General features: G+C 46.0%; 23 protein-coding genes. 12 read left to right on the top strand and 11 right to left on the bottom strand.

All coding sequences use genetic code 11. The annotated features are described in order from the left end of the window. Positions 1 to 52 precede the first annotated feature (52 nt). Complete coding sequence (locus tag DXN05_RS08010) at positions 53 to 787, top strand: GIN domain-containing protein (protein ID WP_116846708.1); 735 nt, start codon at positions 53 to 55, stop codon at positions 785 to 787. A 142-nt stretch (positions 788 to 929) separates the two neighbouring features. Beyond that, a complete protein-coding gene (locus tag DXN05_RS08005; protein WP_116847133.1) occupies positions 930 to 1316 on the top strand; it encodes a TraR/DksA family transcriptional regulator in 387 nt (128 codons plus the stop codon). An 18-nt stretch (positions 1317 to 1334) separates the two neighbouring features. Here the strand turns inward: DXN05_RS08005 and DXN05_RS08000 are convergent, their stop codons facing one another. The 3 genes from DXN05_RS08000 to DXN05_RS07990 form a co-directional block, all read right to left on the bottom strand. Continuing rightward, positions 1335 to 1946 (bottom strand): LytR/AlgR family response regulator transcription factor, encoded by a 612-nt coding sequence (locus DXN05_RS08000; protein WP_116846707.1) that lies wholly within the window; start codon positions 1944 to 1946, stop codon positions 1335 to 1337. 275 nt (positions 1947 to 2221) lie between these two features. Continuing rightward, entirely contained in the window at positions 2222 to 3598 is a 1377-nt protein-coding gene (locus DXN05_RS07995) for a sigma-54-dependent transcriptional regulator (RefSeq protein WP_116846706.1), read from the bottom strand. 14 nt (positions 3599 to 3612) lie between these two features. Beyond that, on the bottom strand, positions 3613 to 5904 hold the full coding sequence (locus DXN05_RS07990) for a sensor histidine kinase (RefSeq protein ID WP_116846705.1): 2292 nt from the start codon (positions 5902 to 5904) through the stop codon (positions 3613 to 3615). 297 nt (positions 5905 to 6201) lie between these two features. Here DXN05_RS07990 and DXN05_RS07985 point away from each other — a divergent pair, with 297 nt between their 5' ends. Further along, positions 6202 to 7617 (top strand): aldehyde dehydrogenase family protein, encoded by a 1416-nt coding sequence (locus DXN05_RS07985; protein WP_116846704.1) that lies wholly within the window; start codon positions 6202 to 6204, stop codon positions 7615 to 7617. A 178-nt stretch (positions 7618 to 7795) separates the two neighbouring features. On the opposite strand, the gene DXN05_RS07975 is transcribed toward DXN05_RS07985, so the two are convergent. After that, the gene (locus tag DXN05_RS07975; RefSeq protein ID WP_116846703.1) at positions 7796 to 8287 is read right to left on the bottom strand and encodes a GNAT family N-acetyltransferase; all 492 of its coding nucleotides are present in this window, start codon (positions 8285 to 8287) and stop codon (positions 7796 to 7798) included. A gap of 199 nt (positions 8288 to 8486) precedes the next feature. Here DXN05_RS07975 and DXN05_RS07970 point away from each other — a divergent pair, with 199 nt between their 5' ends. The 4 genes from DXN05_RS07970 to DXN05_RS07955 all read left to right on the top strand — a co-directional run bounded on the left by DXN05_RS07970 (position 8487) and on the right by DXN05_RS07955 (position 11515). Further along, entirely contained in the window at positions 8487 to 9302 is an 816-nt protein-coding gene (locus tag DXN05_RS07970; protein WP_116846702.1) for a helix-turn-helix transcriptional regulator, read from the top strand. A 113-nt stretch (positions 9303 to 9415) separates the two neighbouring features. Next, entirely contained in the window at positions 9416 to 10192 is a 777-nt protein-coding gene (locus tag DXN05_RS07965; protein WP_116846701.1) for an isocitrate lyase/PEP mutase family protein, read from the top strand. Between the two features lie 231 nt (positions 10193 to 10423). Continuing rightward, on the top strand, positions 10424 to 11008 hold the full coding sequence (locus tag DXN05_RS07960; protein ID WP_116846700.1) for a Crp/Fnr family transcriptional regulator: 585 nt from the start codon (positions 10424 to 10426) through the stop codon (positions 11006 to 11008). A 60-nt stretch (positions 11009 to 11068) separates the two neighbouring features. Next, entirely contained in the window at positions 11069 to 11515 is a 447-nt protein-coding gene (locus tag DXN05_RS07955) for a DoxX family protein (RefSeq protein ID WP_116846699.1), read from the top strand. Positions 11516 to 11729: 214 nt separating this feature from the next. On the opposite strand, the gene DXN05_RS07945 is transcribed toward DXN05_RS07955, so the two are convergent. Further along, positions 11730 to 12563, bottom strand: coding sequence for a phosphatase PAP2 family protein (locus tag DXN05_RS07945; RefSeq protein WP_116846698.1), 834 nt, complete (start codon positions 12561 to 12563; stop codon positions 11730 to 11732). 113 nt (positions 12564 to 12676) lie between these two features. Here DXN05_RS07945 and DXN05_RS07940 point away from each other — a divergent pair, with 113 nt between their 5' ends. Beyond that, positions 12677 to 13111: a hypothetical protein gene (locus DXN05_RS07940; protein ID WP_116846697.1), complete on the top strand. Its 435-nt coding sequence runs from the start codon at positions 12677 to 12679 to the stop codon at positions 13109 to 13111. A 261-nt stretch (positions 13112 to 13372) separates the two neighbouring features. Here DXN05_RS07940 and DXN05_RS07935 read toward each other — a convergent pair whose 3' ends face one another. From DXN05_RS07935 to DXN05_RS07920, 4 genes are all read right to left on the bottom strand, one after another. Beyond that, positions 13373 to 13597, bottom strand: coding sequence for a hypothetical protein (locus DXN05_RS07935; RefSeq protein WP_116846696.1), 225 nt, complete (start codon positions 13595 to 13597; stop codon positions 13373 to 13375). A gap of 74 nt (positions 13598 to 13671) precedes the next feature. Further along, positions 13672 to 15021, bottom strand: a complete 1350-nt coding sequence (gene rseP, locus DXN05_RS07930; RefSeq protein WP_245975156.1) for an RIP metalloprotease RseP — start codon at positions 15019 to 15021, stop codon at positions 13672 to 13674. A gap of 279 nt (positions 15022 to 15300) precedes the next feature. After that, a complete protein-coding gene (locus DXN05_RS07925) occupies positions 15301 to 16455 on the bottom strand; it encodes a 1-deoxy-D-xylulose-5-phosphate reductoisomerase (RefSeq protein WP_116846695.1) in 1155 nt (384 codons plus the stop codon). Between the two features lie 145 nt (positions 16456 to 16600). Beyond that, positions 16601 to 18097, bottom strand: a complete 1497-nt coding sequence (locus tag DXN05_RS07920) for a GH3 auxin-responsive promoter family protein (protein ID WP_116846694.1) — start codon at positions 18095 to 18097, stop codon at positions 16601 to 16603. 176 nt (positions 18098 to 18273) lie between these two features. Between DXN05_RS07920 and rplU the strand changes: the two genes are divergently transcribed. The 4 genes from rplU (at position 18274) to DXN05_RS07900 (ending at position 21008) form a co-directional block, all read left to right on the top strand. Next, positions 18274 to 18579: a 50S ribosomal protein L21 gene (gene rplU / locus DXN05_RS07915; protein ID WP_116846693.1), complete on the top strand. Its 306-nt coding sequence runs from the start codon at positions 18274 to 18276 to the stop codon at positions 18577 to 18579. Between the two features lie 81 nt (positions 18580 to 18660). Next, the gene (gene rpmA, locus DXN05_RS07910) at positions 18661 to 18927 is read left to right on the top strand and encodes a 50S ribosomal protein L27 (protein ID WP_116846692.1); all 267 of its coding nucleotides are present in this window, start codon (positions 18661 to 18663) and stop codon (positions 18925 to 18927) included. Positions 18928 to 19002: 75 nt separating this feature from the next. Further along, complete coding sequence (locus DXN05_RS07905) at positions 19003 to 19230, top strand: hypothetical protein (RefSeq protein ID WP_116846691.1); 228 nt, start codon at positions 19003 to 19005, stop codon at positions 19228 to 19230. 98 nt (positions 19231 to 19328) lie between these two features. After that, on the top strand, positions 19329 to 21008 hold the full coding sequence (locus DXN05_RS07900) for a helix-hairpin-helix domain-containing protein (protein WP_245975154.1): 1680 nt from the start codon (positions 19329 to 19331) through the stop codon (positions 21006 to 21008). 61 nt (positions 21009 to 21069) lie between these two features. On the opposite strand, the gene DXN05_RS07895 is transcribed toward DXN05_RS07900, so the two are convergent. Next, the gene (locus DXN05_RS07895; protein ID WP_116846690.1) at positions 21070 to 24816 is read right to left on the bottom strand and encodes a sensor histidine kinase; all 3747 of its coding nucleotides are present in this window, start codon (positions 24814 to 24816) and stop codon (positions 21070 to 21072) included. Further along, entirely contained in the window at positions 24813 to 25592 is a 780-nt protein-coding gene (gene mazG, locus DXN05_RS07890; protein WP_116846689.1) for a nucleoside triphosphate pyrophosphohydrolase, read from the bottom strand. The genes DXN05_RS07895 and mazG overlap by 4 nt, the downstream gene beginning before the upstream one ends. Positions 25593 to 25594 lie beyond the last annotated feature (2 nt).

The raw sequence follows: 25594 nt of genomic DNA, 5'->3' as shown, positions 1-25594 counted from the left end.
TGCTGTAACAAATAACAACGCTGGTTCGTAGTAGCACAAACACATATGCCTTATGAGGAAATTACTAATTACCATGTTTGCAGGAATGCTGGTTGTTTTTACCTGCACCTGTTATGCCCAATCGGGCCCGGTTGACCATTTTCACAAAGCCATTATCAGCCCGTATATACAGGTTACCTTTATTGAAGGAGACCAGGAGCGCGTTACCATAAACCAGGCCATTGTAGACACCGGTAAACTGCATGTGGAAGTAAAAGACGGCACCCTGAGACTGTATCTGGATGGCGTCAAAGACATTCCCCATAACCAGCGGGATGAAGACAACCAAAGCCACCCGCTGTACCCCAACCATGCCGTAATAGCTACCGTGGTATATAAGAAGCTGGATGCGCTATCGCTGCGGGGTGAAGAAACTTACCTCTGCGAAAGCCCCATTTCCCAGGATGAATTTACTTTACGCGTTTACGGAGAATCTAAAGTGATTTTTACGGAAGTACATATCGGCGAAATGCACACCACCATTTATGGCGAAAGTTCACTGGACGTTAAAACAGGTACAATAAACAAGCAATATTATACCTGTTATGGTGAAAGTAAAATTAATACCACCACTATTACCGGACAGGAAGCCAGGATAACTGCCTATGGCGAAGCCGAGCTGAAAGTGAATGTCTCCGACCGTATTAAGATCACTTCTTTTGGCGAAGCCAAACTGCGTTATATGGGCAACCCGGTTATCTCCAAAGGAATCCACTTTGGCGGGGTTGATTTGCAGAAAATTGAATGAGGCACACAACAGGTTTATAACGCCCCGTTTATTGTAATGTTTGCGGATCAAATTCCTCAACAATACGCCGTGTAACGAAAAAAGCCAATCTGCCGGGAATGGAACAAGGTTTGCAGTGCAGCAACAAACACTGGATTCACATATGCAAACGAATAACGTACGGTACCGCTACAGTGACGAAGATTTGGCAGACTTCAGAAACCTGATTCAGAAAAAGCTGGATGCAGCACGCAAAGAACTGGTGTATCTCCAAAACCTGATTACCGGTAAAGACGATATGGCCACCGATGAAAGCGATTTAAGAAACAAGGGCATGGAAGACGGTGGCATTAGTATGGAACGCGACCAGTTAAGCCAGCTGGCTAGCCGGCAGATTGTTTTTATCGACCAGCTCGAGAAAGCCCTGATGCGTATTGAAAACAAAACCTATGGTGTATGCAAGGTAACCGGCGAACTGATTGATAAAGCAAGGTTACGTGCTGTACCGCATACCACCATGAGTATGCAGGCCAAGACAGCCAAAAGTTAGGTTTAAAGTTAAACCTTCTCACCTGTTCTCCATCCACGCCAAAAAGCCTGTTGTCTTTTCCTTGTTAATCAGCAACTGGTCTGGCGCTTCAACAATCAGCTTTACACACAGCTTGCGCATATAGTATAATTCCACTTCCTTAATCGCATTGAAATTAACAATGTACTGGCGGTTAATGCGGAAAAACTGCTGTGGCGATACAGCGCCAGTGATCTGGTCAAGTGAATAACTGAGCGTATACACCTGCTTGTCAAAACACATCATCGACACCGCATTATTGCGTATATAAAAGAAGGCAATATTATCTGTTTGAACCGTAGTGTACTTCTGGTTCTTAAACACAAGAAAGCTTTTTTTCCAGGCAGATGCCTTATGCCGGCTAAGCACATCACCCAGGTCGGGAATAGCTGCATTTCCCTCAAGTGAACTTAACAGGTAAGCTACCTGGTCTTCAGGCAGGCGGTGATCACTTTTAAGCCGGTGAACGCCCGGTGTCTCAAATCCATCCAGGTTAAAAGTTTCATTTCCGCGAACGTACAACAGGTAGTCCCGCACCAATATAAAATCCTGACCAAACCCATGCTTTTGCACGTTCATCATTCCGTCTGTTTTAGCATTTTGATTGTCCATACAACTAGTTCTTTTGATAGTTTAAGCACCGGCATATCATTATACCGTAAGTGAAAAAGTAAATGCGCGTGGTTGAATTTAAATGAGCTGATACAGTACCTCCAGTGAGAAATACAAACGATGTACCACTTACTTATTTACCTGATAAATAGCTAGTTGCAAGCAAATCGCAGCACCCCGTATCGCAGCATATCGCTAAAACAGCCAAATTTCGCGCGACATTTCATGATCATAGAATCAACGTCCTTCTGTGGTAAAAAATAGTCCCCGGCGAGTTAATCAAACCGCTTCGATATCCCCAGCTTCTTCATACGCGACTTCAGTGTAGAAGCATTTATCTCCAGCAAGTCAGCCGCACCACCCCGCCCGTATATCTTCCAGTCACATTTCGATAACACCTCGAGAATATGATCACGCTCATTTTCAGTGATCGTCTTAATCTGCCCCGTATCGTTTGTACGGATCTGTCTGGAAGCAGGCAGCAATATCGTATCAATCAGCAACGGACCATCGCACAACAACACACTACGTTCAACCAGGTGAATCAGTTCGCGCACATTGCCCGGCCATGCATAGTTAAGCAGCGTTTGTTTGGCCCGCTCCGAAAAGCCTGTAACACCCTTATTGTTTGCCGTTGCAAACACCCGTAAATAGTGTTCCGCTATCGGCAGAATATCCTCTTTGCGGTCGCGCAAAGGCATCAGCTGAATCGGGAAAACAAACAGTCTGTAATACAGATCAAGGCGAAACCTTCCGGCTGCAACTTCTTCTTCCAGGTTCCGGTTGGTGGCCGCGATAATACGCACATCTATTTTCCTGCGTGTGCCCCCGATAGGGCATATTTCTTTTTCCTGCAAAACACGCAGCAGTTTGGATTGTATTTCAACAGGCATCTCTCCTACTTCATCGAGGAAGATGGTGCCTTCAGCAGCCTGTTCAAACCGGCCGGTTCTTTTATCTACCGCCCCGGTAAAGCTGCCTTTTTCATGACCGAAAAGCTCCGATTCAATCAATGTTGGTGTTAAAGCAGCACAATCTACCACCACCAGCGGCTTCTTTGCACGTGCCGAATTTTCATGTATGGCCCTGGCCACTACTTCTTTACCTGTGCCGCTTTCACCAAGAATCAGCACAGGCGAAATTGCTGCAGCAGCAATGCCAATGTAGCGTTCAATCTCTTTTAACACAGGGCTGTTGCCAATCATGCCAAAATGATGGATCACTTTTTTATCCTGTACAGTAGCAACGGTATTTGATGCAGACATCCTGGCCAGTGAAACATGCTCTTCGTGCAGGTTTGCCGCAATATCCAGCATTGCCAGCACATCTTTTTCGCGAAAGGGCTTTACCAGGAAGCCGTATGGATTGGTTTGCTTGGCAAGCGCGAATGTGTCTTTATCAGAATTGGCAGAGAGATAAATAAACGGGATGTTTTGCTTCTTCAGTAATATGGCCAGTTCAATGCCGGTTTTGTTGCCGTTTAAAAAGATATCCAGCAATACAAGGCCCGGCTGTTCAGCAGCTATGATCTTCAATGCTTCCTGCACAGACCGCGCGATGGAGCAAACAGTATAACCTGCTGTTTCCAGCACCATGCGTAAATTGTGCGCCTCTATAAACTGATCTTCAACAATAAGTATTTTGTTTTTCATAACCTCTTGTTCATTTACAGTTCAGCCTCCTGGGCAGCTGTAAAAGTAATACGTATTTGTGTACCATTTTCCATTCTGAAACTGATCTCCGCACCAATATCTGCGCATAACCCGTACATCAGTTCCATTCCCAGCGAGCGGTTTAACGAAGTTCCCTTCTCCGGCATTCCGATGCCATTATCGCTAATCATCATCACATAGCCGTCTCCCTCATGTTTAAGCGCAAGCCGTATCTCGCCTTGCAACCTGCCTTTAAACGCATATTTAGCCGCATTGGTAAGCGCCTCGTTCGCCACCAGCGCAAGCGGCATGGCCAGGCGCAACGGCAGGGGAACAGGATCCATATCATGTACTATACGTATATTTTTTGCTTCCAGGTCAAAACCATCCTGCAAAAACAACAAAAACTCACGGATATAATTCCCGAGGTCTACCGTTTCAATGTTGTCAGACTGGTATACCTTCTTGTGAAACAGCGACATGGCATAAATGCGCTGCCGGCTCTTCTCCAACGCGGCACGTGCTTCCGGCGTGGCTGTGCGCGCCTGGCTTTCCAGCAAACAGAAGATCGTATGCAGGTTGTTTTTAACGCGGTGATGCACCTCCTTCAGCAGCCACTCTTTTTCAGATACCAGTTTTTGCAGCTGCTGGTTTTTGGTAAACATCGACCGGCTGCCCCGCTTTTTTTGGCGGTACAGGAAAAAAAGCAATACCCCCACAGCTACCGCCAATAGTAAACCACCTGCAGTGAGCATGCCGATTTTCTGTGACTGTTTCAGTTTTTCCCGCTGTGCATCGGTCTCGTGCTGAAGCATGGCAATATGCTGGTTTTTCAGTTTAAGCTCCTGCTCTTTTTCGCGTGCCCTGTAAGCCACTTCCATTTGCTTCACCACCTTGTCTTGTTCCAGGCGGGCATCGGCAGCAGCCTGGTTGTTAAGCAGGCTCAGGTGTTTCAGTGCAGAAGCATACCGCCGGGTGGCAGAATCTGCGAGGTAAATCATGTAATGCAGATAACGTTGGCTAGATGCTCTTACCCCTGAATCCCCGAACGACAAAGCCTGATACAGGAATACCCTGGCTTTCTCATACGCTTTTGCATCCAGGTACATATGGCCCAGACTTATAGCTGCGGAACGCTCTCCCGAATGAATACGTTTACTGATGGCATATTTCTGCAGGAAAAACTTTTCCGCCTTATCAAATTCTTTCAGTTCGCGGTAAGCATCACCAAGCCTTCCGATATAAGCAATGCTGTCGATGGTAGTGCGTGGCGGGTATTGATGCATCACCTTCAGGATGTACTCGATCGCTTCCTGCCTGCGGCCCAGCTTGTCGTAAGCCGAGCTGATAATATCGTGGCAAATGGTTGCACAAACGTAATACATCCCTGACTGGTAACTAAAAAAACGCAGTGCTGTTTCAGCTGAACGTATGGCCTCCTCGTAACTATCGCGATGGTAACCGATCTCCGATTTTAACACGTACATATCGCCTGTTGCAAGTGTGTCTTTTGTTGCAAGCACACTATTGATGGCGGTTTCGGAATAGTAATACGCCTTATCCATTTTATTGGCGAGATAATAATGCCATGCCAGCACGAAATAGATATAATGCAGTTGCCGGTACCCGGTGCGTTTGTATGCATCCAGCACTTTAAGCAATCCTGCTTCGGCGCCTGGCTTTTGCAGCTCGGAATTGTCCATGGCAATATTTCTTTCCGCCATCATGGCCAGGTCTTTCAAACCCAGTTTTTCACCAAGCATCCCGGCCTGCTTTGCATATTCAATCGATTTAAGCAGGTTGGTTTTGCTGTCACCCGCATCCCTGTACCAGTAATAAAAGCTCAGCTGCAGCAGCAATTTAGCCCTGGTGGCATCATCCGCCTGCGGCAACAGCGGCTCCCATGCTTCGGGTGCATCATTAAAAAATGCCAGTTGCCCCAACAGCAGCAAAGCTTCCGTTTTACCGGCTGTATCATTTGCCCTGGTACTTTCTGTAAGCGCCTGCTGCAGGTATTGCTTCGCAGCTGCAAAATCAACTGGTTTTCTTAATGGTAAATTAATGTAAAGATTACCGAGTGCATTCAGCGCACGTATATGCTCATGTGGCGTATTGGCAGATCTTACCTGCCTTAATAATGGCTGCAATTGACTGGCCGCAACCGGCCGCGGTGCAGGATAATATTGCGATAACAACCTTAACGGGAACAGGCAAATAAGTAACAGCGCACATGCGGGCATCCATCGTTTTAGTTGCCTGCCAAACATACAATACCCGGTATATATTCCTCTGTCCAATCTCATCATCTTGCAATATTAGGCGCTGTTAAACACAGCCGGGCATGCACTCCGGGAGTAGAAAACAGCACACAAACAATTTGCGTGAAAGTAGTAAACAGGGGGCACTTGCACAAATTCCCGGACCCTCCCGCAGGGCTAAAGCTGGTTACACCTTTTATACCAGCAATACGTGCCACCGCCTGAAATGCCCTGCCCGCCTGGTATTTTGTCCGCTTCACCCTTAAAGTGCCTGCACAATTGGCCGTATATGTACAGCTTTGCGCATAATTGGTACATCTTAATTATTCACTCTATAATACACATATGAAACACATTAAAAGCATTTACATCAACGGCAGGTTTGCTGAACCACATGGCAGTGAAATTGCCGCAATCACCAGTCCGCTCGATGGAGAAGTAATTGCACAACTCACCTATGCAGATGAAACAGACACCGCCAATGCCATACAGGCCGCGTCAGAAGCGCTGAAAACATACAGCCGCACCACCCTTGCCGAACGCGCCGGTTATTTACAGCGCATACACGATGAAATTGTAAAAAGAATCGATGACCTCATCGATATTACCGTGCTGGAATACGGCGCCACAAAGGAACGCGCCAAATGGTCGAACCTGCTTGCAGCCACTACCTTCCTTAACCATGTTGCGGTGATGGAACGCTACCCCTTTCAGCAAAAGGTCAACGAATCAACCGTGATCATGGAACCCATTGGGGTGGCAGCATTGTTTACGCCCTGGAATTCCACCGCAGGCTCCATTGCCGTGAAGGTAGCGCCTGCACTGGCCGCAGGTTGTACCGTGGTGCTCAAACCCAGTGAGTTCAGTCCCTGGCAGTCGCAGATTATCATGGAATGCATCGATATGGCAGGCTTGCCCCCCGGCGTCGTTAACATGGTCAACGGCAGGGGCGATGTCATCAGCCGTGCCATCATGCAAAGTGCCGCCGTTACCAAAATTTCTTTTACAGGTTCTACCCTTGTAGGCAAGATCCTCGCCAAACAGGCCATCGATACCATGAAAAGGGTAACACTCGAACTCGGTGGTAAATCAGCCAATATTATCCTCGATGATGCAGACCTCGACACCGCCATACCCAGGGCATTACAGGCCGCATTTATGAACAATGGCCAGGCATGTATTGCAGGTTCAAGACTGCTCGTACCCGCATCCCTCCTCGATGAAGTAAAAACCAGGCTGCTGCACGAAGCACAGCAATTCAAGGTAGGCAGCCCCTACAACGAAGCAACGAAAGTAGGCCCCGTAGCCAGCCAAAAGCAATACGACCGTATTCAGCAATACATCGCCGCAGGCATGGCAGCGGGTGCAGAACTGCTGTACGGTGGCCCCGGCCACCCCGAAGGGCTGGAAAAAGGCTATTACCTGAAGCCCACCATATTTACAGGCGTCACCAACCAGATGCGCATTGCACAGGAAGAGATCTTTGGCCCCGTACTCGCTGTAATAGCTTACACCACTGAGCAGGAAGCCATTGACATCGCCAACGATTCCGACTATGGTCTCATGGCCTACATCAACGCCACCGATATACCCAGGGCTGAAAATGTAGCCGCGCAGCTAAAGGCAGGCAGGGTGCTCATCAATACCCTCAAACACGATGCATTGGCACCTTTCGGCGGCTACAAAAACTCCGGCTTAGGGCGCGAAAACGGCAACTATGGGCTGACTGAATTCCTGGAGCCTAAAACACTAATCGCATAATTGCACACATACATTATACTGAACTCAAGGCCAGTCATGTGCACATGGTGTCGCAACCGGCAAAAGTAGCCGGCTTTATTTACAAGGCAGCACAGCAGTTGTAAGCACCCGGCCTGTATTTAAAAAGTAACATAGTAGTAGTGTACAGCATCATTGAAGCAATTCAGTGATGTTGTACTTATTTACGGTGTATCGCATACACATGCAACACTTCATTGTTAACAGTTACCGCCTCTTCATAAGCAAAACCCAGCTTTTGCAGCAGTTGTATGGAACTGGTATTCTGTGGAAGCGCAATGGCCAGCAGCTTTTCAACGTTTTGCAACATGTGCTCCATTACCGCATGGGCACCTTCATAAGCGTAACCTGCACCCATAAAACCAGGCAGCAATGCAAAGCCCAGGTCAATATGCGGAAGGTAATCCCGTTGTATCAGTGATATAATACCGATGGGAAGCCTGTTCTCTTTCAGCTTAACCACCAGGTAAGTAAAGTTGGGTGTTCCATTAATTTTGTTGATATAAGCCTCGGCATCTTCTTTTGAATGAACATGCCGCTCACCAATAAATGCAAGCCACCCTTTTGAATTGAGCAGTTCAACCATAAAAGCACTATCGCTTACAGATAAACGCTCTATAGAAAGTCTGCCGGTGGTGATGGGTGTTTGCATTTTTAATATTCTGTTACAATATATCGAAATTAGATGAGCACATTGCTCCACAAGGGCAGTATCTCATTACCAACAAATTACAATATTTCCACAGCCGCACTTGTTCCGATTTATGCAATTTTCCCGGGACACAGCTTACTAATTTCACTTCGTATCTTTAACCGTCAGGCATTGCCTGCCCACAAACCTTGCTACAGTTATGAAGTATAACGAAATCAGCCCGGGAAACAGGTTGAAACAGTATGTAAAATGTTACTACATCTACGAATCGGATGTGGCTACTACATTTGAAGACACTGTTTTCCCCAGCGGCTGTATGGAAATTATCTTCAACCTCGGAACAGGTAACTGGCAAACAGCAACAGATACCGGTTTCACCACTACCCCATCTATTGAGCTGTGGGGCCAGATCATTAAACCCCTGCAGGTTAAATCCATCGGGAAAAACACCATGCTGGGCATCCGCTTTTTCCCGCACGCCGCAGTCTGTTTCCTGAACGATAAGATAGACCTGTTTAACAACCAGGTGGTTGATTTCAGTCATTTGTCCGGCACACCGGTAAACGACCTCTATGCCCAACTGCAGGATACCAGCAACTGGCACAAACGCATTGAACTTGTCGAAAACTATTTGCTGAACCAGCTTTCTGCGTCTGAAACAAAATTCGGTAGACTGGCTGTGGTGAATGATGTGATGCTTGAACTGCGCCGTGCCGATTTCTTTGATAACATCGACAATGTGGCATTGCGTTATGGTATTACCTCACGTTACCTGCAAAAACTCTTTGTACAATATACCGGCCTTACCCCAAAGCTGTACAGCAAAATACACCGCTTTCAAAACAGCCTGCGGTTGATTACCAAAAAAGATACTTCCCTAACATCCATCGCTTACGATTGCGGTTACTTTGACCAGTCGCATTTTATCAGGGAGTTTAAATCATTCACCGGTTTAACACCCTCCGGTTATGCGTTTGACAGCTCTCCCATAACACTGGCAGCTACCAGTAACTAGTTGTTCTGTTTTGTACAATTCCACGGTTTGCTGTGTAAATAATTTTGAATCTGAAAAGCAGGCATCATTGCCTGCTAACAGTAAACAAATTATTTCTTTTAAACAGCGAAATCATGTTACCACTTGCAGCAACATTCAGATCATTACATCAGTCAGACAGTTTATTCATTCTGCCCAATGCCTGGGATGTTAAAAGCGCACAGCTTTTCCAGGAGCACCAATTCGCAGCAGTTGGCACATCCAGCGCAGCAGTAGCCAATAGCCTGGGCTACCAGGATGGAGAGGACATGCCTTTTGAAGATTACCTGTTTGTAATTAAACGCATACAGGCCGCCATACAAATACCCTTAACGGTCGACATGGAGATGGGTTATGGCAATACCCCCGAAGCAATCTATGCCAATATTTTACAGTTAATCAACCTCGGTGTAGCGGGCATTAATATAGAAGATTCATCTGTTATCTCTGCTGTAAGAATATTGAAAAACGCCGGGACATTTGCAGGCACGATTGCCTATATCAAAAACAGGCTTGCAGCAGAAGGGCTGGACCTGTTTATTACTATCCGCTGCGATACCTACCTGCTCAATGTTCCCGGTAAACAGGATGAAACAAACCGCAGGTTACAACTGTACCAAACAACAGGAGCAGATGCCATTTTCCTGCCCTGCATCAGCGAACCGGCCGATATTGCAGCAGCCGTACAAAACACCAGCCTGCCAATAAATGTAATGTGTGTGCCCGGCTTACCCGGCTTTGAAGCCCTGCAGCAGTTGGGTGTTAAAAGGGCCAGCATGGGGCCATTCCTGTTCAGCAAAACATACCAAACAGCTACAGCCCTTGCGCAGGCAATTGTTTCGGCCCAAAGCTTCTCCCCGCTTTTCTCCTAAGCATTCACCAATGTCACAACAAATGAAACACATATTCTTATTTACCCTGCTATTGTTAATGATTGCAATACTTTTATTTGCCGGCCGGCACAGCCGGCGCGCCGACTGCAATCCTTGTTTGAACCCGTTTAACCCCAATAGCTTTATGACAGATAAAATATGGTAAACGGATTGTTTACGTATTAGTGTTTACGTATTAGTGCTTACCTTCAGCAACACAACCTGTTGTTTATGCAGCCTGATTTTGCCGGTATTCAGCAAGCCATCTTTTCTTTTCTGCCGCTGCAGGAAACAGAATGGAAAGACTTCTCTGAAAAGCTCCTGCACAAAAGTTTCAGTAAGGGCGATTACCTGATCAGGGAAGGCCAGGTGGAGCATTTTATCTACTTTCTCGACAAAGGCGCTACGCGCAACTATTTTATCAAAGACGGTAAAGAGTTCACTGTAGACTTCCAGTTTGAAGGCGATTTTGTTACTGCCTATTATTCGCTGATTACACGTGAACCCAGCAATATTTTTATTGAACTGCTTGAACCCACCAATGTAACTGCCATTTCATTTACATTTCTGCAGGAGTTCTACGCCAAATACCACAACGGCGAAAAGGTAGGACGCCTGATAGCAGAATACCAGTACATCAAACGCCTGCGCAAAGAAATGGACCTGCTTTCACTCACCGCCGAAGAAAGATATGTGCAGCTTATGCAACGCAACCCGGTACTGATACAAAACATTTCAGTGAAGCACCTGTCTTCTTACCTGGGCATACAACCGGAAAGCCTCAGCCGCATCCGCAAACTGCATCTGCGAAGCTAACATACATCATTTTATACCCCGTTTTCATTGTGGAACTTTGTAGCAGCAAAACAACTAACAATGAAACCGCTGACAGTCCTGCTCACCGTTTTTAGCCTTTATACAGCACTGGCAAAATTTACCACCGGCGGCTGGCAGTTAACATTTGGCGCCAACCTGGCCATGTGCGCTATGCTGTGCTTAACAGCATCCGGGCATTTCCTGTTTACCAGGGGAATGGTATTGATGATGCCGCCGTTTGTTCCCTATAAAAAAATACTGGTATACCTCACCGGCATTGTAGAAGTATTGCTTGGCTTCGCCCTGCTGTTGCCAACAACAAGGCCATATGCTGCCTTTATCCTCATCGTTCTTTTTATATTGCTGTTGCCTGCCAATATTTATGCAGCACTTAACCGGGTAAATATGGAGAAAGCCACCCACAATGGACCGGGCGCAAGGTACCTGGTATTCAGAATCCCATTGCAGCTTTTCTTCATCGGGTGGATCTGTTATTTCTCGCTTTAAACACCTGCCCATACCCACCACCCCTAACGCAAAAAGGCTGAAGTGACTTCAGCCTCTGCTTATTGCTATTGTACTAACGCTACTGTGGCCGGTTGCTGCTGAACGAATCGCGGAACATCTTCCATCCTTTCGGTGTTTTCTTCCACAGCACCAGGAATTTGCCATCATCAAACAACTGGTGACTGGCATCGAATGATTGCCATTTACACTGATTTTAAAAAGCCATCGCGAAGGTTAAACCACCTGTGCCGCCCGGCGTGAAATAGGGCGCAAAGGAAATGTTTTCGTGTTTCTTTTTAATGCGATGCAATTCAGGTACCAGGATGCCTGCTGAACCGCCTGCCAGGAAGCCCACCAGTACATCTGTCTTAAAATGCCTGCCGCCCTGCATGCGGTAATAACCCACGAGTGCCGGCGGTATGGCGGCCACACTGTAAAAGAAAATACGCTTCCATCCTTTAATCTGGTGATAATCGGTGTACACCTTTACGGCATAAAAAGTTGCGGCAGAACTAAAGCCCACATGCCCGCTGAAAAAGGAATTGCTTTTGCCATCACCCGTTTTTTGCTCAATGGGCACTTTGGGGTTATAGGTTAGCGGCCTTGGTCTTCTCACCGAAAATGTACCGATGAAATATAAAGCATTGTCAAACGTATGTGTCACGGTATACAGCGTGATCAGGTCCAGCCAGTCATGCCGTATCTTCTTATCCAGCGCCAGCACTATCGGGCTCACAATAGAAAAGTTCAGGAAAAAATCAGCCGTTTTATCTGCCGAGTGAAACTTGCTTGGGTCTTTAAAAGCAATGGGCCTGTCAAACGAATTGATGTCGTTGGGATTGAGCTTGGCCACATCTGCTGCCGACATGTTTGATACGGTTGCCAGTTTTTTATACCCGATGGTGGAGGCTGCAAGCCCCAGTATACCTGCCGGTAATTCGTACTTTACCTTTACCTTATAAATTTTCCGGGGCATACTGTCCGTTTGCGCAAACGAAAACCGGGAAGCGGCGAACAGTACAATAAGCAGTAGTATTCTATATTTCATACATGAGTTTGGGTGCTGTTGTTCATTTGACAAAACCCCAAATTAGCGAATTATTGTAGTATTGCATGGTAATCACGCAAACAATCAACAAAAGGGATAATTAATACAAGTGTATGCAAAAGAAAAAGCCGGAGGTAGATATTATTGAGAAAATACTGGATGCCTGCTATGCATACAATCCCGACAAGCTGTTTGTGATGAGCCTGATGCACCAGTATGAAGAGCGTGGCAGCCTTAGCAAGAAACAGCTGCAGGGCCTGTTCCAGATTGCGCAAAAAGTGCCAGATCTGTCTTCCGCCTGGCTGGCTACACTCGAAAGCATTATTCTTAAAATGCCTACCCGGTACAAATCGGAAAAGCCTGTGCCGGCAGCCCCTGCGGCAGATGACACACAGGCGCAAACAGAACAAACCATTGAAGCCATCCTGGTTAAATATCCTGCACATAAACGGGTACTTTTTTTCAAGGCAAAGTTCAGCAACAACGAAGCGCTTACACCGGCCGAACTAACCGAGCTGGAAAAATTCGCGAAACTGCTGCTGAAATAAACGCCCTGCTTTATAGCCTGTACCATGATTTAAATTAACAAATTTTCACATTGTTCAACTGGTTACCTTTTCGCATGCGGCGGTACCAAGCCAGTTAAAAGGCAAGATCCATATTTATGTAAGGGACATGGATAATTACTGGCGACCATACGCAACCTAATTACATCAGCAGGCTGCGCTATCACCGCATGTTTGTTCCCAAATGGCGCAGGAGGTAAAAACACGGGCATCCAGGGGCGCAGACCTTACCAGCTGGGCTACTTAAAGGTATTTGTACACACCGTCTCTATAAGCCGCTAAATCGGCTGCAGTGCTAATGGTGTCAAAACGGGCTACGCTGCCATCCGGGCGGGAACGCACCAGGCCCACATCACCGCCACCGGTAATATGCCGCTTGGCCTTTTCAAAAAGCAAATCCAGTGCAGGAATATCGCGGATGGTTTGCCACTCTTCTATCAGTGTTACGTCTATAATAAAGTCTTCCATACGCCTTGTTTGGCACAAATATAAAGCGCGGACCATGTGAACGGCCCGCGCTTTTCCAATTATTTTAAACCGGCTTATTTCCGGAACAAACGCCAGAAATCAAGTCCCATTGCATACACCATTAAACCCAGCAGCAATACCATGCCTGCTGTTTGCGCATACTCCATAAACTTGTCGCTTGGCTTACGGCCCGTGATCATTTCCACGAGTGTAAACAGTGCATGACCGCCATCAAGCGCAGGGATCGGCAGAATGTTCATAAACGCCAGGATGATGGAGAACACCGCAGTCAGCGTCCAGAAACTTGTCCAGTCCCATACACTCGGGAATGCATCGCCAATGCTGATGAGACTGCCCAGCGAATCCTGTGCTTTCACTTCTTTTGAAGTAAACAGCTGTTTCAGGTTGCGGATGTATTTGGAAAGTGTTTCCTTGCAACGAACGGCACCTGCAGGGATGGCTTCAGCGAGGGTGTAGTTTATCTTTACACTGCCCAGCACCTGGTAGGGTGATTTCATGCTGATAAAATCACGGCCTTTGTTATCGAAATATACTTTCGCTTTTACAGTATCTGTACCATTGCGTTTTAAAGTAAGCTGCACCGTTTTGTCAAGTGGCATGGGCATGTTCTGCAGGTCAGTACTGTAGTGCACAGTGCGTGTATCAAACCCTATCAGGGTATCGCCTTTGGCTATCGTGCCTTCTACTATTCTTGCTTTTTCACCGATTGAATCTATGATCATCGGTATGCGTATATAGGTAAAACCGCCGCCCCTGTTACGGTTTAGCTGTCCTATAAAACCAGCGGGCAAAGGCAGGGTAAGCTGCGTGCCATTGCGTTCAACGGTAATGTCTTTGGCTTCGCGCATAATTACTTCTGCGGCTACTGTACCAACCCTTTCAACAGGTTTGCCGGCAACAGCTACAATTTTGTCGCCATCCTGCATACCAATTTTTTTGCCGAGCGAATCGACCTGGATGCCATAATGCAGGTTTTTAACGGGTATGTATTCATCACCCCATGTCCATAAAATACCAATGAAAATAACAATCGCCAGCAGTACGTTTACAATAACACCGGCAGTCATAATAATCAAACGCTGCCAGGCTGGTTTAGAACGGAATTCGTATGGCTGCGGAGCCTGTTTCATTTGCTCCTTGTCCATACTCTCGTCAATCATACCGCTTATTTTCACGTAACCGCCCACTGGCAGCCAGCCAATGCCATATTCGGTATCGCCTACTTTCTTTTTCCAGAGACTGAACCATGGGTTAAAGAACAGGTAGAATTTTTCAACGCGGCATTTGAATATACGGGCAGTAATGAAATGCCCGAATTCGTGCAGGGTTACCAGTATGGAGAATGAAAGAATAAACTGTAATGTCTTTACGCCAACACTACCCCAATCGATAGCTAATAACATGATTAATTTGAAAATGTGCTGATTTGAAAATAGGAAAACGATCACTCATCCTCCTTTCAAAAGCCGTTTATACATATTGTTTCAATTCCCAAATTATCGAATAAATCACACATACAGGTTAAATTCCTGTGAGGTGCCGATTGCGAAATCCGGAAGCTGCCAACTGCACAATAAGGCTATCGGGGTAAGCATGTCCGGTTTTCTATCCGCCAATTCAGGTCAGTTTCGCAATGATACGATTGTTCATGCCAACCGCGTAACTTTTCATGTAATTTAACTTTACAGCTGTATCAATGAAGCTGCGAAGTTGCGGGCCTCCCCGTCGCTCTCGAAATACTGTTCCAGTGTGGGCTGTGCAATGTGCGATATTTTATTCATCGTTTGCTCTACCACCTCGGTTATATCCAGAAAGCCAATGCGGTTGCGCAAAAAGGCAAATACGGCTATTTCGTTGGCTGCATTCAGGATACAGGGCATGTTACCTCCCTGGCGCAGTGCCTCGGTTGCCAGTAAAAGATTGCGGAAGGTTTTGGTATCCGGCTCTTCAAACGTAAGCGTGGCCGGTTTGCGGAAATCGTACCGCGGGAACTGGTTGGGAATGCGTTGCGGAAATGCCAGCGCATATTGAATAGGCAGTTTCATATCCGGCAGGCCCATCTGTGCTTTCAGGCTGCCGTCTTCAAACTGTACCAGGCTGTGTATAATGCTCTGCGGGTGCACCACTACTTGAATCTGATCAGGCTTCAGGTTAAACAACCATTTGGCTTCAATCATCTCAAGCCCTTTGTTCATGAGCGTTGCAGAATCGATGGATATTTTGGCGCCCATGCTCCAGTTGGGATGCTGCAGGGCGTGGTCACGTTTTACGTTTACCAGGTAATTGGGCTTTTTACCCAGGAAGGGGCCACCGCTGGCTGTTAATACAATTTTTTCAATCTTGTTGCGGCCTTCGCCAATCAAACACTGGAAGATGGCGCTGTGCTCACTGTCTACCGGTATAACCGGCACCTTTTTTTCCAGCGCTTTCTGCATCACAATATCACCAGCTACAACAAGCGTTTCTTTATTGGCCAGCGCAATGTGTTTACCATTGTCCAGCGCACGAAGCGTAGGTTTTAAACCGGCATAACCAACAATGGCTGCCAGCATTAAATCGTAGCAATCCATTGCCGCCACCTCGTCCAGTGCTTTTTCACCGGCAAACACTTTGACGTTTGTTTTGGCCAGCGCTTCTTTTACAATGGGATATTTTTTTTCATCACCAATCACAACAATGTTGGGATTGAATTGCAGCGCCTGTTTAATCAGCAGGGCTTCATTGGTATGGGCAGTCAATATTTCTGCAGTGAACTTGTCACTGTTGGCCTCAATCACTTCGAGTGCCTGGCGTCCAACAGAACCTGTTGAACCGAATATTGCAATACGTTTGCTCATGGGGACTGTAATTCTTTTTAAGGGGGCCGTAAGATAATACTATTTGTGCAAGTACCCGCATTGCAAATACCTGTACATTTCTTCTCCCCCTTGCTCACCGGTGCAAGCAATTATTTAATAAAATTTACCGACTGGTTGCTGCCAATTATTTAAGAACGTAGGGTTGCAGCGCATCCGCAATTTTGCGGTCATTGCTCAAACGCGGCAGTTTGTTTTGTCCGCCGAGCTTGCCGATCGATTTCATGTACTCGATGAAACCGCCTTTTTGCACAGGCGTTATTTTCAATTGTTGCAGAATGTTGCCGCTGATCAGATCGTCGTAGTAAACGTTCTTCTGCCGCAGGTTATTATCTACCAGTGCTGTCAGCGCAGTAATATCGGCTGGTATGTCTTCAAATTCAATAAACCATTCGTGATAGCTTTTGCCTTCGCCCTGCTGTACCATAGGCGCCACGGTAAACTCTGCTATACGCAGCTGCAGTTCGTTGGCTGCCTTCATCAGCGAGTGTTCCACTTCTTCTGCTATCACGTGTTCGCCAAAAGCAGAAATATAATGTTTGGTTCTGCCGCTTACCACCAGCCTGTACGGGTTGGTGCTGACGAATTTTACGGTATCACCAATATTATAGCCCCACAGGCCTGCATTGTTATTGATGATGAGCGCATAGTTTTCGCCCACCTTTACATCGCGCAGGGTAATGCGGGTAGGGTTGTCGCTGAATATTTCCGCGGCAGGTACAAACTCAAAAAATATACCCGAATCGGTATTCAGCAGCAGGCCTTCGGCTTTCTGCGAATCCTGGAAGGCGATAAAACCTTCAGATGCAGGGAAGGTTTCAATGCTGTCTATTTTTTTGCCAATGCTGTCGAACAGTTTGGCGCGATAGGGTTCGAAGTTTACGCCGCCGTACACCATTACCTGGAAATTGGGGAACAGTTCACTTATTTTTTTGCCGCTCTGTGTGCTGAGGCGGTCAAAATACATCTGCATCCAGGGCGGAATGCCGCTGATGAGCGTCATATCCTGGTGAATGGTTTCTTTTACCACTGCATCGAGCTTGGTTTCCCAGTCGTCTATACAATTGGTCTCGTAACTGGGCAACTGGTTGGTACGTAAATACTTGGGAACATGATGGTTGACAATACCGCTTAAACGGCCGGTAGGTATGCCGCCTACCCTTTCCAGTACCGGCGAACCGCTCAGGAAAATCATTTTGCCGGAAGTAAAGCTGGCATTGCCGGTTTCCGCGATATAGCAAAGAATGGCATTTCTGGCACTATCAATATGATTATCAATAGAATCTTTAGAAATCGGGATGTATTTCACCCCGCTGGTAGTACCGCTGGTTTTGGCCAGGTACAGGGGTTTTCCGCGCCAGAGCACGTTTTCCTTTCCTTCCTTTATTTTATTGATATAGGGTTTCAGTTGTTCGTAGTCACGGATGGGCACCTTTTTTTTAAAATCCTCGTATGTTTCAATGCCTTCGAACCCGTGATCCCGGCCAAATTCAGTGCTTTTGGCCGCTTTTACCAGCTGTTTTAACCAGTTTTCCTGGTCCTGAACAGCTGTTTCCATCCCTTTTTTTATCTTATTGTATATATAATTGGCAAATGGCTTCGCAAGTATGGACTTAAGATTCATATAATAATCGCTTCAGGAAAGGCAAAAATAGGTATCGGCAGGGATGGCGGGCACAAAAGATTGTTTTAATTTTGCCGTTCCCGGGCGGGAGAAAGAAATTCTTTCAAATTTTTGGAAATTGATTGTGTATTTGACGGCAAAAACATTACCTTTGCCGTCCTAATTTTGGACTAGTTATGTTAGCAGTTGTAAAAATAGCAGGGCAGCAATTTAAAGTACAAGCAGGTCAAAGTTTGTACGTTCCTCACCTGCAGGGTAAAACCGGTGACAAAGTTGAATTCAACGATGTACTGTTTGTTGATAACAACGGAAAAATTTCTGCTGGTGCCGATGCAAAGGCAACTGTTAAGGCAGAAATCGTGAATGACCTGGTTAAAGGTGATACAGTAATCGCCTTTAAAATGAAAAGAAGGAAAGGTTTCCGTAAAAAACACGGTCACAGAACTCACTACACTCAAATTAAAATTGACAGCATCGCCTAATTACCCATCGTGGTAGTTTGGTAAAGCCTTGAATTAGTTTCAGGGTTTTTGCTTAGTATTTAACCAAGTAAAATTATTATCATGGCTCACAAAAAAGGTGAAGGCAGCGTAAAAAACGGTCGTGATTCACAGAGCAAACGCTTAGGCGTTAAAATATACGGTGGTCAGCCTGCTTTATCTGGCAATATCATCGTTCGTCAGCGTGGTACACAATACCACCCCGGTAAAAACGTAGGTGTTGGTAAAGACTTCACCCTGTTTGCTACTTCTGACGGCGTTGTTGAATTCAGAAAAGGCAAAAATGACAAAACTACCGTTTCTGTTTCTCCTGCTGCTGTAACAGCGTAAGAAAAACAAATTTTGGCAGTTTCCATAAAGTTTTTATTTTTATCTCATATTTACTAACCAGTTAAATTTAAAAACATGGCAACTGCAAAAAAGGCAGCTAAAAAAGCTGCACCTAAAAAAGCCGCTAAAGTAGCTAAGAAAGCCGCTCCTAAAAAAGCTGCAAAGAAAGCTGCTCCTAAAAAAGCCGCTAAAAAAGCTGCTCCTAAGAAAGCTGCTAAAAAAGCCGCTCCTAAAAAAGCTGCAAAGAAAGCTGCTCCTAAGAAAGCCGCTAAAAAAGCTGCTCCTAAAAAAGCTGCTAAATAAGCTGATCCTAAGTAGTAATACTTCAACAGCTAAAAGCTCTAATAGATTAAGTCCCGGTTTTCAGCCGGGACTTTTTATTTTGCCTAAAATCTCCCGGTATGATGGACAACTATGCAATTGCCGACAATTTCACCCTGCTCTCCAAACTCATGGACATTCACGGGGAAAACAGTTTCAAATCAAAATCGTATGCCAGTGCAGCTTATACCATCGAAAAGCTGCCCGCACAACTGGCCGATTTACCGGCAGATAAAATCAGCTCCATCAAAGGCATCGGAGATGCCATTGCCGCCAAAATACAGGAACAACTCAACACCGGCCAGCTTACCCTGCTTACAGAAATGATTGCCCGCACCCCTTCCGGTGTAGTAGAAATGCTGCACATTAAAGGACTTGGGCCTAAAAAAATTGCAACGGTTTGGAAAGACCTGGAAGTAGAAAACATTGGTGAACTGCTGTACGCCTGCAACGAAAACAGGCTGCTGTTGTACAAAGGCTTTGGCGCCAAAACACAACAGAACATCAAAGAATCTATCGAGTTTTACCTCGGCAACCAGGGCAGCTACCTGTATGCACAAATAGCGCCCTATGCCCAGGCACTTACCACCAAACTGCAGCAGCATTTTACAGAACACCATACCCTGCTCACCGGCGATCTGCGCAGGCATATTGAAGTGATCACGCGTTTGCAATGGATTACCACCATTGATCCCGGACAATTACAATTGTATCTCACAGAAGGCGACTATGCATTTATAAGTACCGTTAACAACACCAGCACGTTTAAAGGAAAAGAAAACGAGATACTGGAGTTTACCCATACCAGTGCTGAAAAGCTTTACTACGACTGGTTTTGCGGCAGCTGCAGCGAAACATTTCTTGAAGCGTGGACCAGTAACTATCAACCCGCTGCTGATATTATCTTTACTACAGAAGAAGCTATTTTTGAACATGCAGGCATTGCTTACATACCACCTTACCTGCGTGAATCGGCCAACATACTTGATAAGGCAAAAACACGCAGCCTGCCTGATGTTATTGTGCCTTCTGACATCACTGCTATTATTCACAGCCACAGTAAATGGAGCGATGGTGTAAACACCATTGAAGAAATGGCCAAAGCGGCGATCGCAAAAGATCTGCAGTTCCTGGTGTTGAGCGATCACTCCAAAACAGCATTTTATGCCAATGGCTTGAACGAAGAAAGGCTGCTGGCGCAACACGAAGAAATTGATGCGCTGAACCAGAAGTATGCGCCATTTAAAATCTTCAAAAGCATTGAATCGGATATTCTCAACGATGGCAGCCTGGATTATGCGCCCGATGTTTTAGCCAGTTTTGACGTGGTTATAGCCTCTGTTCACGCCAACCTGAAGATGAACCAGGAAAAGGCCATGATGCGCCTCTTAAGGGCCATAGAAAACCCGTATACAAGCATCCTGGGTCATATGACCGGCCGTTTGTTGTTAAGCCGCAACGGTTACCCGGTAGATCATGCAGTTATTATTGATGCATGCGCTGCCAACAATGTGGTAATTGAAATTAACGCTCACCCGCGCAGGCTGGATATAGACTGGCGCTGGGTAGAACTGGCGCTGGAAAAAGGCGTGCTGTTATCCATTAATCCCGATGCACATTCCGTAGATGGGTATGATGATGTGAAATACGGTGTGCTTGCAGGCCAGAAAGGTGGTTTGCAGAAACACCAGAACCTGAGCAGTTTCAGCCTCGAAGCGTTTGAGGCATTTGTATCAAAGCAGCAGGCCAAAAGAAGATAGTACAAGCCGGTAGCGATGAGCTTATAGCGGATAGCTATTGCCTGTTCACTCACTTCACCACTCACGCTAATGGCAGCGATACAAAGAAGGTAGAGCCTGCACCTTCCCTTGTTTCGAACCAGATATGCCCGTTTGCTTTTTCTACGATGCCTTTACAGATGGCCAGCCCCAGCCCTGTTCCTGATGATTTGGTGGTAAAGTTGGGCGCAAATATTTTCTGCTGCATATCCGGGGATATGCCTGTTCCATTATCGGTGATACCCACTACCACCTCTTGCTGGTGTCGGTATTGTTCAATGGTTATTTCAATGGGATCGTGCCCTGCAGATGCTTCTATCGCGTTTTTGATAAGGTTGGTGAACAAGCGGTTAATCTGCACTTTATCTGCATAAATTTCATCGTGCGTTTCAGAACGTATCCAGCGGATAGATAAATCGGCATCTGCGCTGTACAGGTTAATCAGCGAAGCCAGTACATCGTTGAGGTCAAATTTCTCCAGCGCCACATTGCTGATGTTCGCGAACTGGGAAAAATCACCCGCAATTTTAGATAACTGGTCAATCTGCTCCACCAGCGTATTCGCCATTTGCTGTGACAGCTGCTTTACATTCGGCGCATTGCTGTCGATAGCCCGCTGCAGGTATTGTATGCTCAGCTTCATGGGCGTAAGCGGGTTCTTGATTTCATGGGCTACCTGCCGCGCCATTTCGCGCCATGCACCTTCACGTTCGCTCCTGGCCAGGCCCTGTGCACTTTCTTCCAGTTTCTGCACCATGATGTTGTATTCGTTTACCAGCGCACCAATTTCATCATTGCGGCTCCACACAATTTCTTCATTGGTTTTACCCAGGCTTATCTGTTTCATTTTATCACCGATAAGTGTGAATGAAGCGGTAATGCGATTGGTAAGCAGCAGTGCAATAGCACCCGCAAATACAAAGATGAATGCCATCAAACTCACCAGCGTAACCAGGAAGTTGGAGATTTCCTGGTTCAGCTCACTTTGTGAATTCAGGTAGGGAATGTTCAGGTAAGCATACAGGTTACCGCTCTGGTCTTTTACAGAAAGATAAATACTCAGGAACGAAAAGTTAGCACCCTTTTCTTCCTGTATATAACTGATGAATTTATTGTAGTGCAGTGCATAAAAAGCACGCGGTTCCATTTTATCGCTCAGTATGCGCTTGTTGTAAATGTAGGGCTGTGTTGATACCGTTAAGTCGCCGCTGGCATTGTACATATTCACATCTACATTGTGAATCTCCGATATCTCTATAATCTTGCGTTCCAGCTCACCGCCGGGCGCCCCCAGCTGGTCAATACTGATGCCATCATCTACAATCAGCTTGTTGGTAATGCTCTGCACTTCGGCATTCATTACCTGTATGGCCTTGGTTAAACGCTCTTCATTGTTGCGGCGGAAACGCACAATAAAAAACGAGATGGTGGCAATGGCAATTACCACAAAAGAGAAAATACTGATGAAGATAATCGTGGTATGAATCTGCGTGCGGATGTTGAGGTTAAACAGCTCTTTGGTTCGCCGCCATTTAAAGCCTGCGCGTAATAAAAACGTACTGAAATGGTACAACATAATTACCGCAAGCAATACGCAGAATAAATAGGCAAACAGTGTAATGCTTTCTTTAAACCAAACACTTTTTTTCACAATCAGCACTACCTTGTTATTGCCTGCATTGTACCACAGTTCACTGTTTTCATTGGCTTTGCGCAGTTCAAATTCTGTTTTGGGCATCAGCGAAGGCGCCAGCTCTGATGGGAACGGGTAGTTGTTGAAATTATTGATGAGCTTGCTTTTGCTGTACACAGCGTAAGCATAGTCTGTGTTGAGGTCTGAAGAAATATCTTTTACCTGTTTAAACAACTCGGGGAACAGCGCTTCGCTTTTGTACCGCTTGGGTTTGGCGATAACAAACAAATGTCCCAGTGTAATGGAATCATGTGCGGTAATGCGTTTTTCATACAGGTAACTGAACAGGTCAGACGAGCTTTCGTAGTAATACAAGTCGGGGATGCTGGTGGCTTTGCCCTGGCTTGCAATAATCTGTTTAATTACATAGTAAGGAATGTTGTCATCATTGTACATTGGCCTGCCGGTACTGTCGAACACGTAAATATGTGTATCGTACTTATTGAGGTAACCGGTAAAGTTTTTATTGATGAGGCTATCCTTGATAAACTTGTTGGAATACTCTGTTTTAAACCGGTTGAAATTGGCCGAAAGAAAATCGTCTGTAAAATTGGTGATGGCTACGCTGAGCAGTATTTCGCCTGCCGGGTCGGTTTGTGAAGCCAGCTGTTCTGCAATTTTTTTGCGCTGCTCCAGCTCAACCGATTTGTTTTTGATGATGATAAGTGCAGAAACCGTTACTGAAAAAAAGATGACCCAAAACAAAAAGAATCCCGAGCGCATCATGGGCATCAGCGCATCTTTTTTGCGGGTGCCCAGCAAAGCAATAAACAGCAGCAGCCACAGCAATACCAGGCATTTCATTTCAATGCTGAAATGATCAATCAGGTTAAAGCTCAGCAATATCAGGCCGGTAACCGCCACGATAATCATTTGCTGCGAAAATTCGATGCCTGCTTTCATGGCAGGCAATACCAGCAAAAATGCCAGGTGATAATAGGCAATCACAATAAAACTCAGCACTACAAAACTGATAAAAGTGTATATGCTGAGGTTAAAGAAATTGGTTACATCAAAAGATATTTTTGAATCGCTCACCAGGCTGGTTACCACCTGTGTAAGCTGAAACGTAATAGGGATAAGCAGCAACAGGGAAGTTACCGCGAATGGTTTTTGCCATTTGGCCGGCAGGCGGCTGTTAAGCTCCGTTACCAGCGGACTGTGAAATTTGTAAAATACCACTACCCAGAAAAACAGTACTGCATTAATCAGCAAATCTCCCAGCGAAGGGTGCAGACTGTTAGATGCATAAATCGCGGGGTCAAAAAGTTCAATATCATTCCTGAAATTGATAGAAACAGGCAGCATGTACGTAAGCAAACGCACCACGAAAATAATACCCACCAAAAAACCAAAACCTTTGGCAAAGCCTTCCCGTTTGGTGGTTTCATGCGCCAATGCATTTACAAAGGCTATCAGGAAAAGAATGGAGAGCACACGGACAATCAGCGAAAAATTATCAGACCGTTCAAATGTGCCGCCGGGCTTTTTTTGCAGGTAGTATACCACATTGCCATCCAGGTTTCGGATGGGCAACCCGCTTACATCACTGATGCCGTACAGGTTATCAATACCCGGGAAGCCGGCGAATTCCTTCTTCAGGTATTTGTTCTCAAAAAAATAGCTCCAGTGAATCGGGATTAATCCGGCCAGTATGTATCGTTTGTTATCCCTGGTGAATGAATACTTCAGCAGTTCAAAAAAGCCGTTCTGGTAATTTACTGTGTACACACCGTCGTGCGCACTGAGGTTTGCCGTGTTTACCGACATGGTAAAGCTGTTCCAGTAAACCTGTATGGGATTGTTGCGGTCGTTTACCTCGTAACCGAAAATACCGATGGGCTGGTTTACGAGGTTTTGCTTGGGAACAGACGGCGCATCTTTAAAAAGTGAAGTCAGCGCCGATGTATCGCTTTTCAGGTTATTGAAAAAAGCTTCCTGCTGCTGCAGGTAATTTTCCAGTGTTTGCTGGGCCTTGCTGGGTGAAGCTGTGTACGACCAATAGTGCGTGAAAATAAAAGAGATGGTATACAACCACGCCGCTGTAATAAGCAGGTATGCGTATTTGAAGATTGCTTTTTTCAGCGTCTGAATCAAGGGGTAGAATTTTGTTTTTTCACCTGGTTCCAGAGGGCGTCCATTTCGGTTAAACTCATATCAGCCAGTTGCTTTCCTTCCTGTGCAGCCAATACTTCCATGGCATTAAATCGTGATATGAATTTTTTATTGGTCTTCTCCAGAGCCGCTTCGGCATCCACTTGCAAAAACCGTGCATAGTTTACCAGGCTAAACAAAACATCGCCAAACTCCTCTTCAATATCGGTTTGTTTGCCGGTAACCATTGCTTCCTGCAGTTCGCCCATCTCCTCTTCTACCTTTTTCCATACATCTTCCTTATTGTCCCATTCAAAGCCCACCTGTTTGGCCTTTTCCTGGATACGGGTGGCTTTTACAACAGACGGCAATGAGACAGGTACACCGCTGAAAACAGATTTCTTGCCTTCTTTCAGCTTAATCTTTTCCCAGTTGCGTTTTACATCTTCTTCATCTTTTACCGTTACATCGCCGTAAATATGCGGGTGGCGTTCAATGAGTTTCTTTGAAATACCCTCTATCACATCCTGAAGGGTAAACTGCTGTTGTTCTGTGCCTATTTTGGCGTAGAACAGCAGGTGCAGCAGCAGGTCGCCCAGCTCTTCGCGTATTCCGGGCCAGTCGTTTTGCAGAATGGCATCGGTTAGCTCATAGGTTTCCTCCAGTGTCATTGAACGCAGCGTGTGAATAGTCTGCTTCCTGTCCCACGGGCATTTCTCCCGCAGGTCGTCCATTATCTGCACCAGTTTCAAAAAGCTGTCACTTACCGCGTTTGCCATAA

Origin of the sequence: Deminuibacter soli, from assembly GCF_003412455.1 — a bacterium.
In the GTDB taxonomy this organism is placed as follows: domain Bacteria; phylum Bacteroidota; class Bacteroidia; order Chitinophagales; family Chitinophagaceae; genus Deminuibacter; species Deminuibacter soli.
The sequence above is the reverse complement of the archived record's forward strand: the minus strand, read 5'-3'. Positions and strand labels throughout refer to the sequence as shown.

Excerpts from the sequence above, each read along its gene's own strand:
- rplU (WP_116846693.1), top strand. The coding sequence starts at position 18,274 with ATGTTAGCAGTTGTAAAAATAGCAGGGCAGCAATTTAAAGTACAAGCA.
- DXN05_RS07920 (WP_116846694.1), bottom strand. The coding sequence starts at position 18,097 with ATGAATCTTAAGTCCATACTTGCGAAGCCATTTGCCAATTATATATAC.
- DXN05_RS07960 (WP_116846700.1), top strand. The coding sequence starts at position 10,424 with ATGCAGCCTGATTTTGCCGGTATTCAGCAAGCCATCTTTTCTTTTCTG.
- DXN05_RS07975 (WP_116846703.1), bottom strand. The coding sequence starts at position 8,287 with ATGCAAACACCCATCACCACCGGCAGACTTTCTATAGAGCGTTTATCT.
- rseP (WP_245975156.1), bottom strand. The coding sequence starts at position 15,021 with ATGTTATTAGCTATCGATTGGGGTAGTGTTGGCGTAAAGACATTACAG.
- DXN05_RS08000 (WP_116846707.1), bottom strand. The coding sequence starts at position 1,946 with ATGGACAATCAAAATGCTAAAACAGACGGAATGATGAACGTGCAAAAG.
- DXN05_RS07990 (WP_116846705.1), bottom strand. The coding sequence starts at position 5,904 with ATGATGAGATTGGACAGAGGAATATATACCGGGTATTGTATGTTTGGC.
- DXN05_RS07985 (WP_116846704.1), top strand. The coding sequence starts at position 6,202 with ATGAAACACATTAAAAGCATTTACATCAACGGCAGGTTTGCTGAACCA.
- DXN05_RS08010 (WP_116846708.1), top strand. The coding sequence starts at position 53 with ATGAGGAAATTACTAATTACCATGTTTGCAGGAATGCTGGTTGTTTTT.
- DXN05_RS07970 (WP_116846702.1), top strand. The coding sequence starts at position 8,487 with ATGAAGTATAACGAAATCAGCCCGGGAAACAGGTTGAAACAGTATGTA.
- DXN05_RS07925 (WP_116846695.1), bottom strand. The coding sequence starts at position 16,455 with ATGAGCAAACGTATTGCAATATTCGGTTCAACAGGTTCTGTTGGACGC.
- DXN05_RS08005 (WP_116847133.1), top strand. The coding sequence starts at position 930 with ATGCAAACGAATAACGTACGGTACCGCTACAGTGACGAAGATTTGGCA.
- DXN05_RS07955 (WP_116846699.1), top strand. The coding sequence starts at position 11,069 with ATGAAACCGCTGACAGTCCTGCTCACCGTTTTTAGCCTTTATACAGCA.
- DXN05_RS07995 (WP_116846706.1), bottom strand. The coding sequence starts at position 3,598 with ATGAAAAACAAAATACTTATTGTTGAAGATCAGTTTATAGAGGCGCAC.
- DXN05_RS07905 (WP_116846691.1), top strand. The coding sequence starts at position 19,003 with ATGGCAACTGCAAAAAAGGCAGCTAAAAAAGCTGCACCTAAAAAAGCC.
- DXN05_RS07940 (WP_116846697.1), top strand. The coding sequence starts at position 12,677 with ATGCAAAAGAAAAAGCCGGAGGTAGATATTATTGAGAAAATACTGGAT.
- DXN05_RS07965 (WP_116846701.1), top strand. The coding sequence starts at position 9,416 with ATGTTACCACTTGCAGCAACATTCAGATCATTACATCAGTCAGACAGT.
- DXN05_RS07935 (WP_116846696.1), bottom strand. The coding sequence starts at position 13,597 with ATGGAAGACTTTATTATAGACGTAACACTGATAGAAGAGTGGCAAACC.
- DXN05_RS07900 (WP_245975154.1), top strand. The coding sequence starts at position 19,329 with ATGATGGACAACTATGCAATTGCCGACAATTTCACCCTGCTCTCCAAA.
- DXN05_RS07945 (WP_116846698.1), bottom strand. The coding sequence starts at position 12,563 with ATGAAATATAGAATACTACTGCTTATTGTACTGTTCGCCGCTTCCCGG.
- rpmA (WP_116846692.1), top strand. The coding sequence starts at position 18,661 with ATGGCTCACAAAAAAGGTGAAGGCAGCGTAAAAAACGGTCGTGATTCA.
- mazG (WP_116846689.1), bottom strand. The coding sequence starts at position 25,592 with ATGGCAAACGCGGTAAGTGACAGCTTTTTGAAACTGGTGCAGATAATG.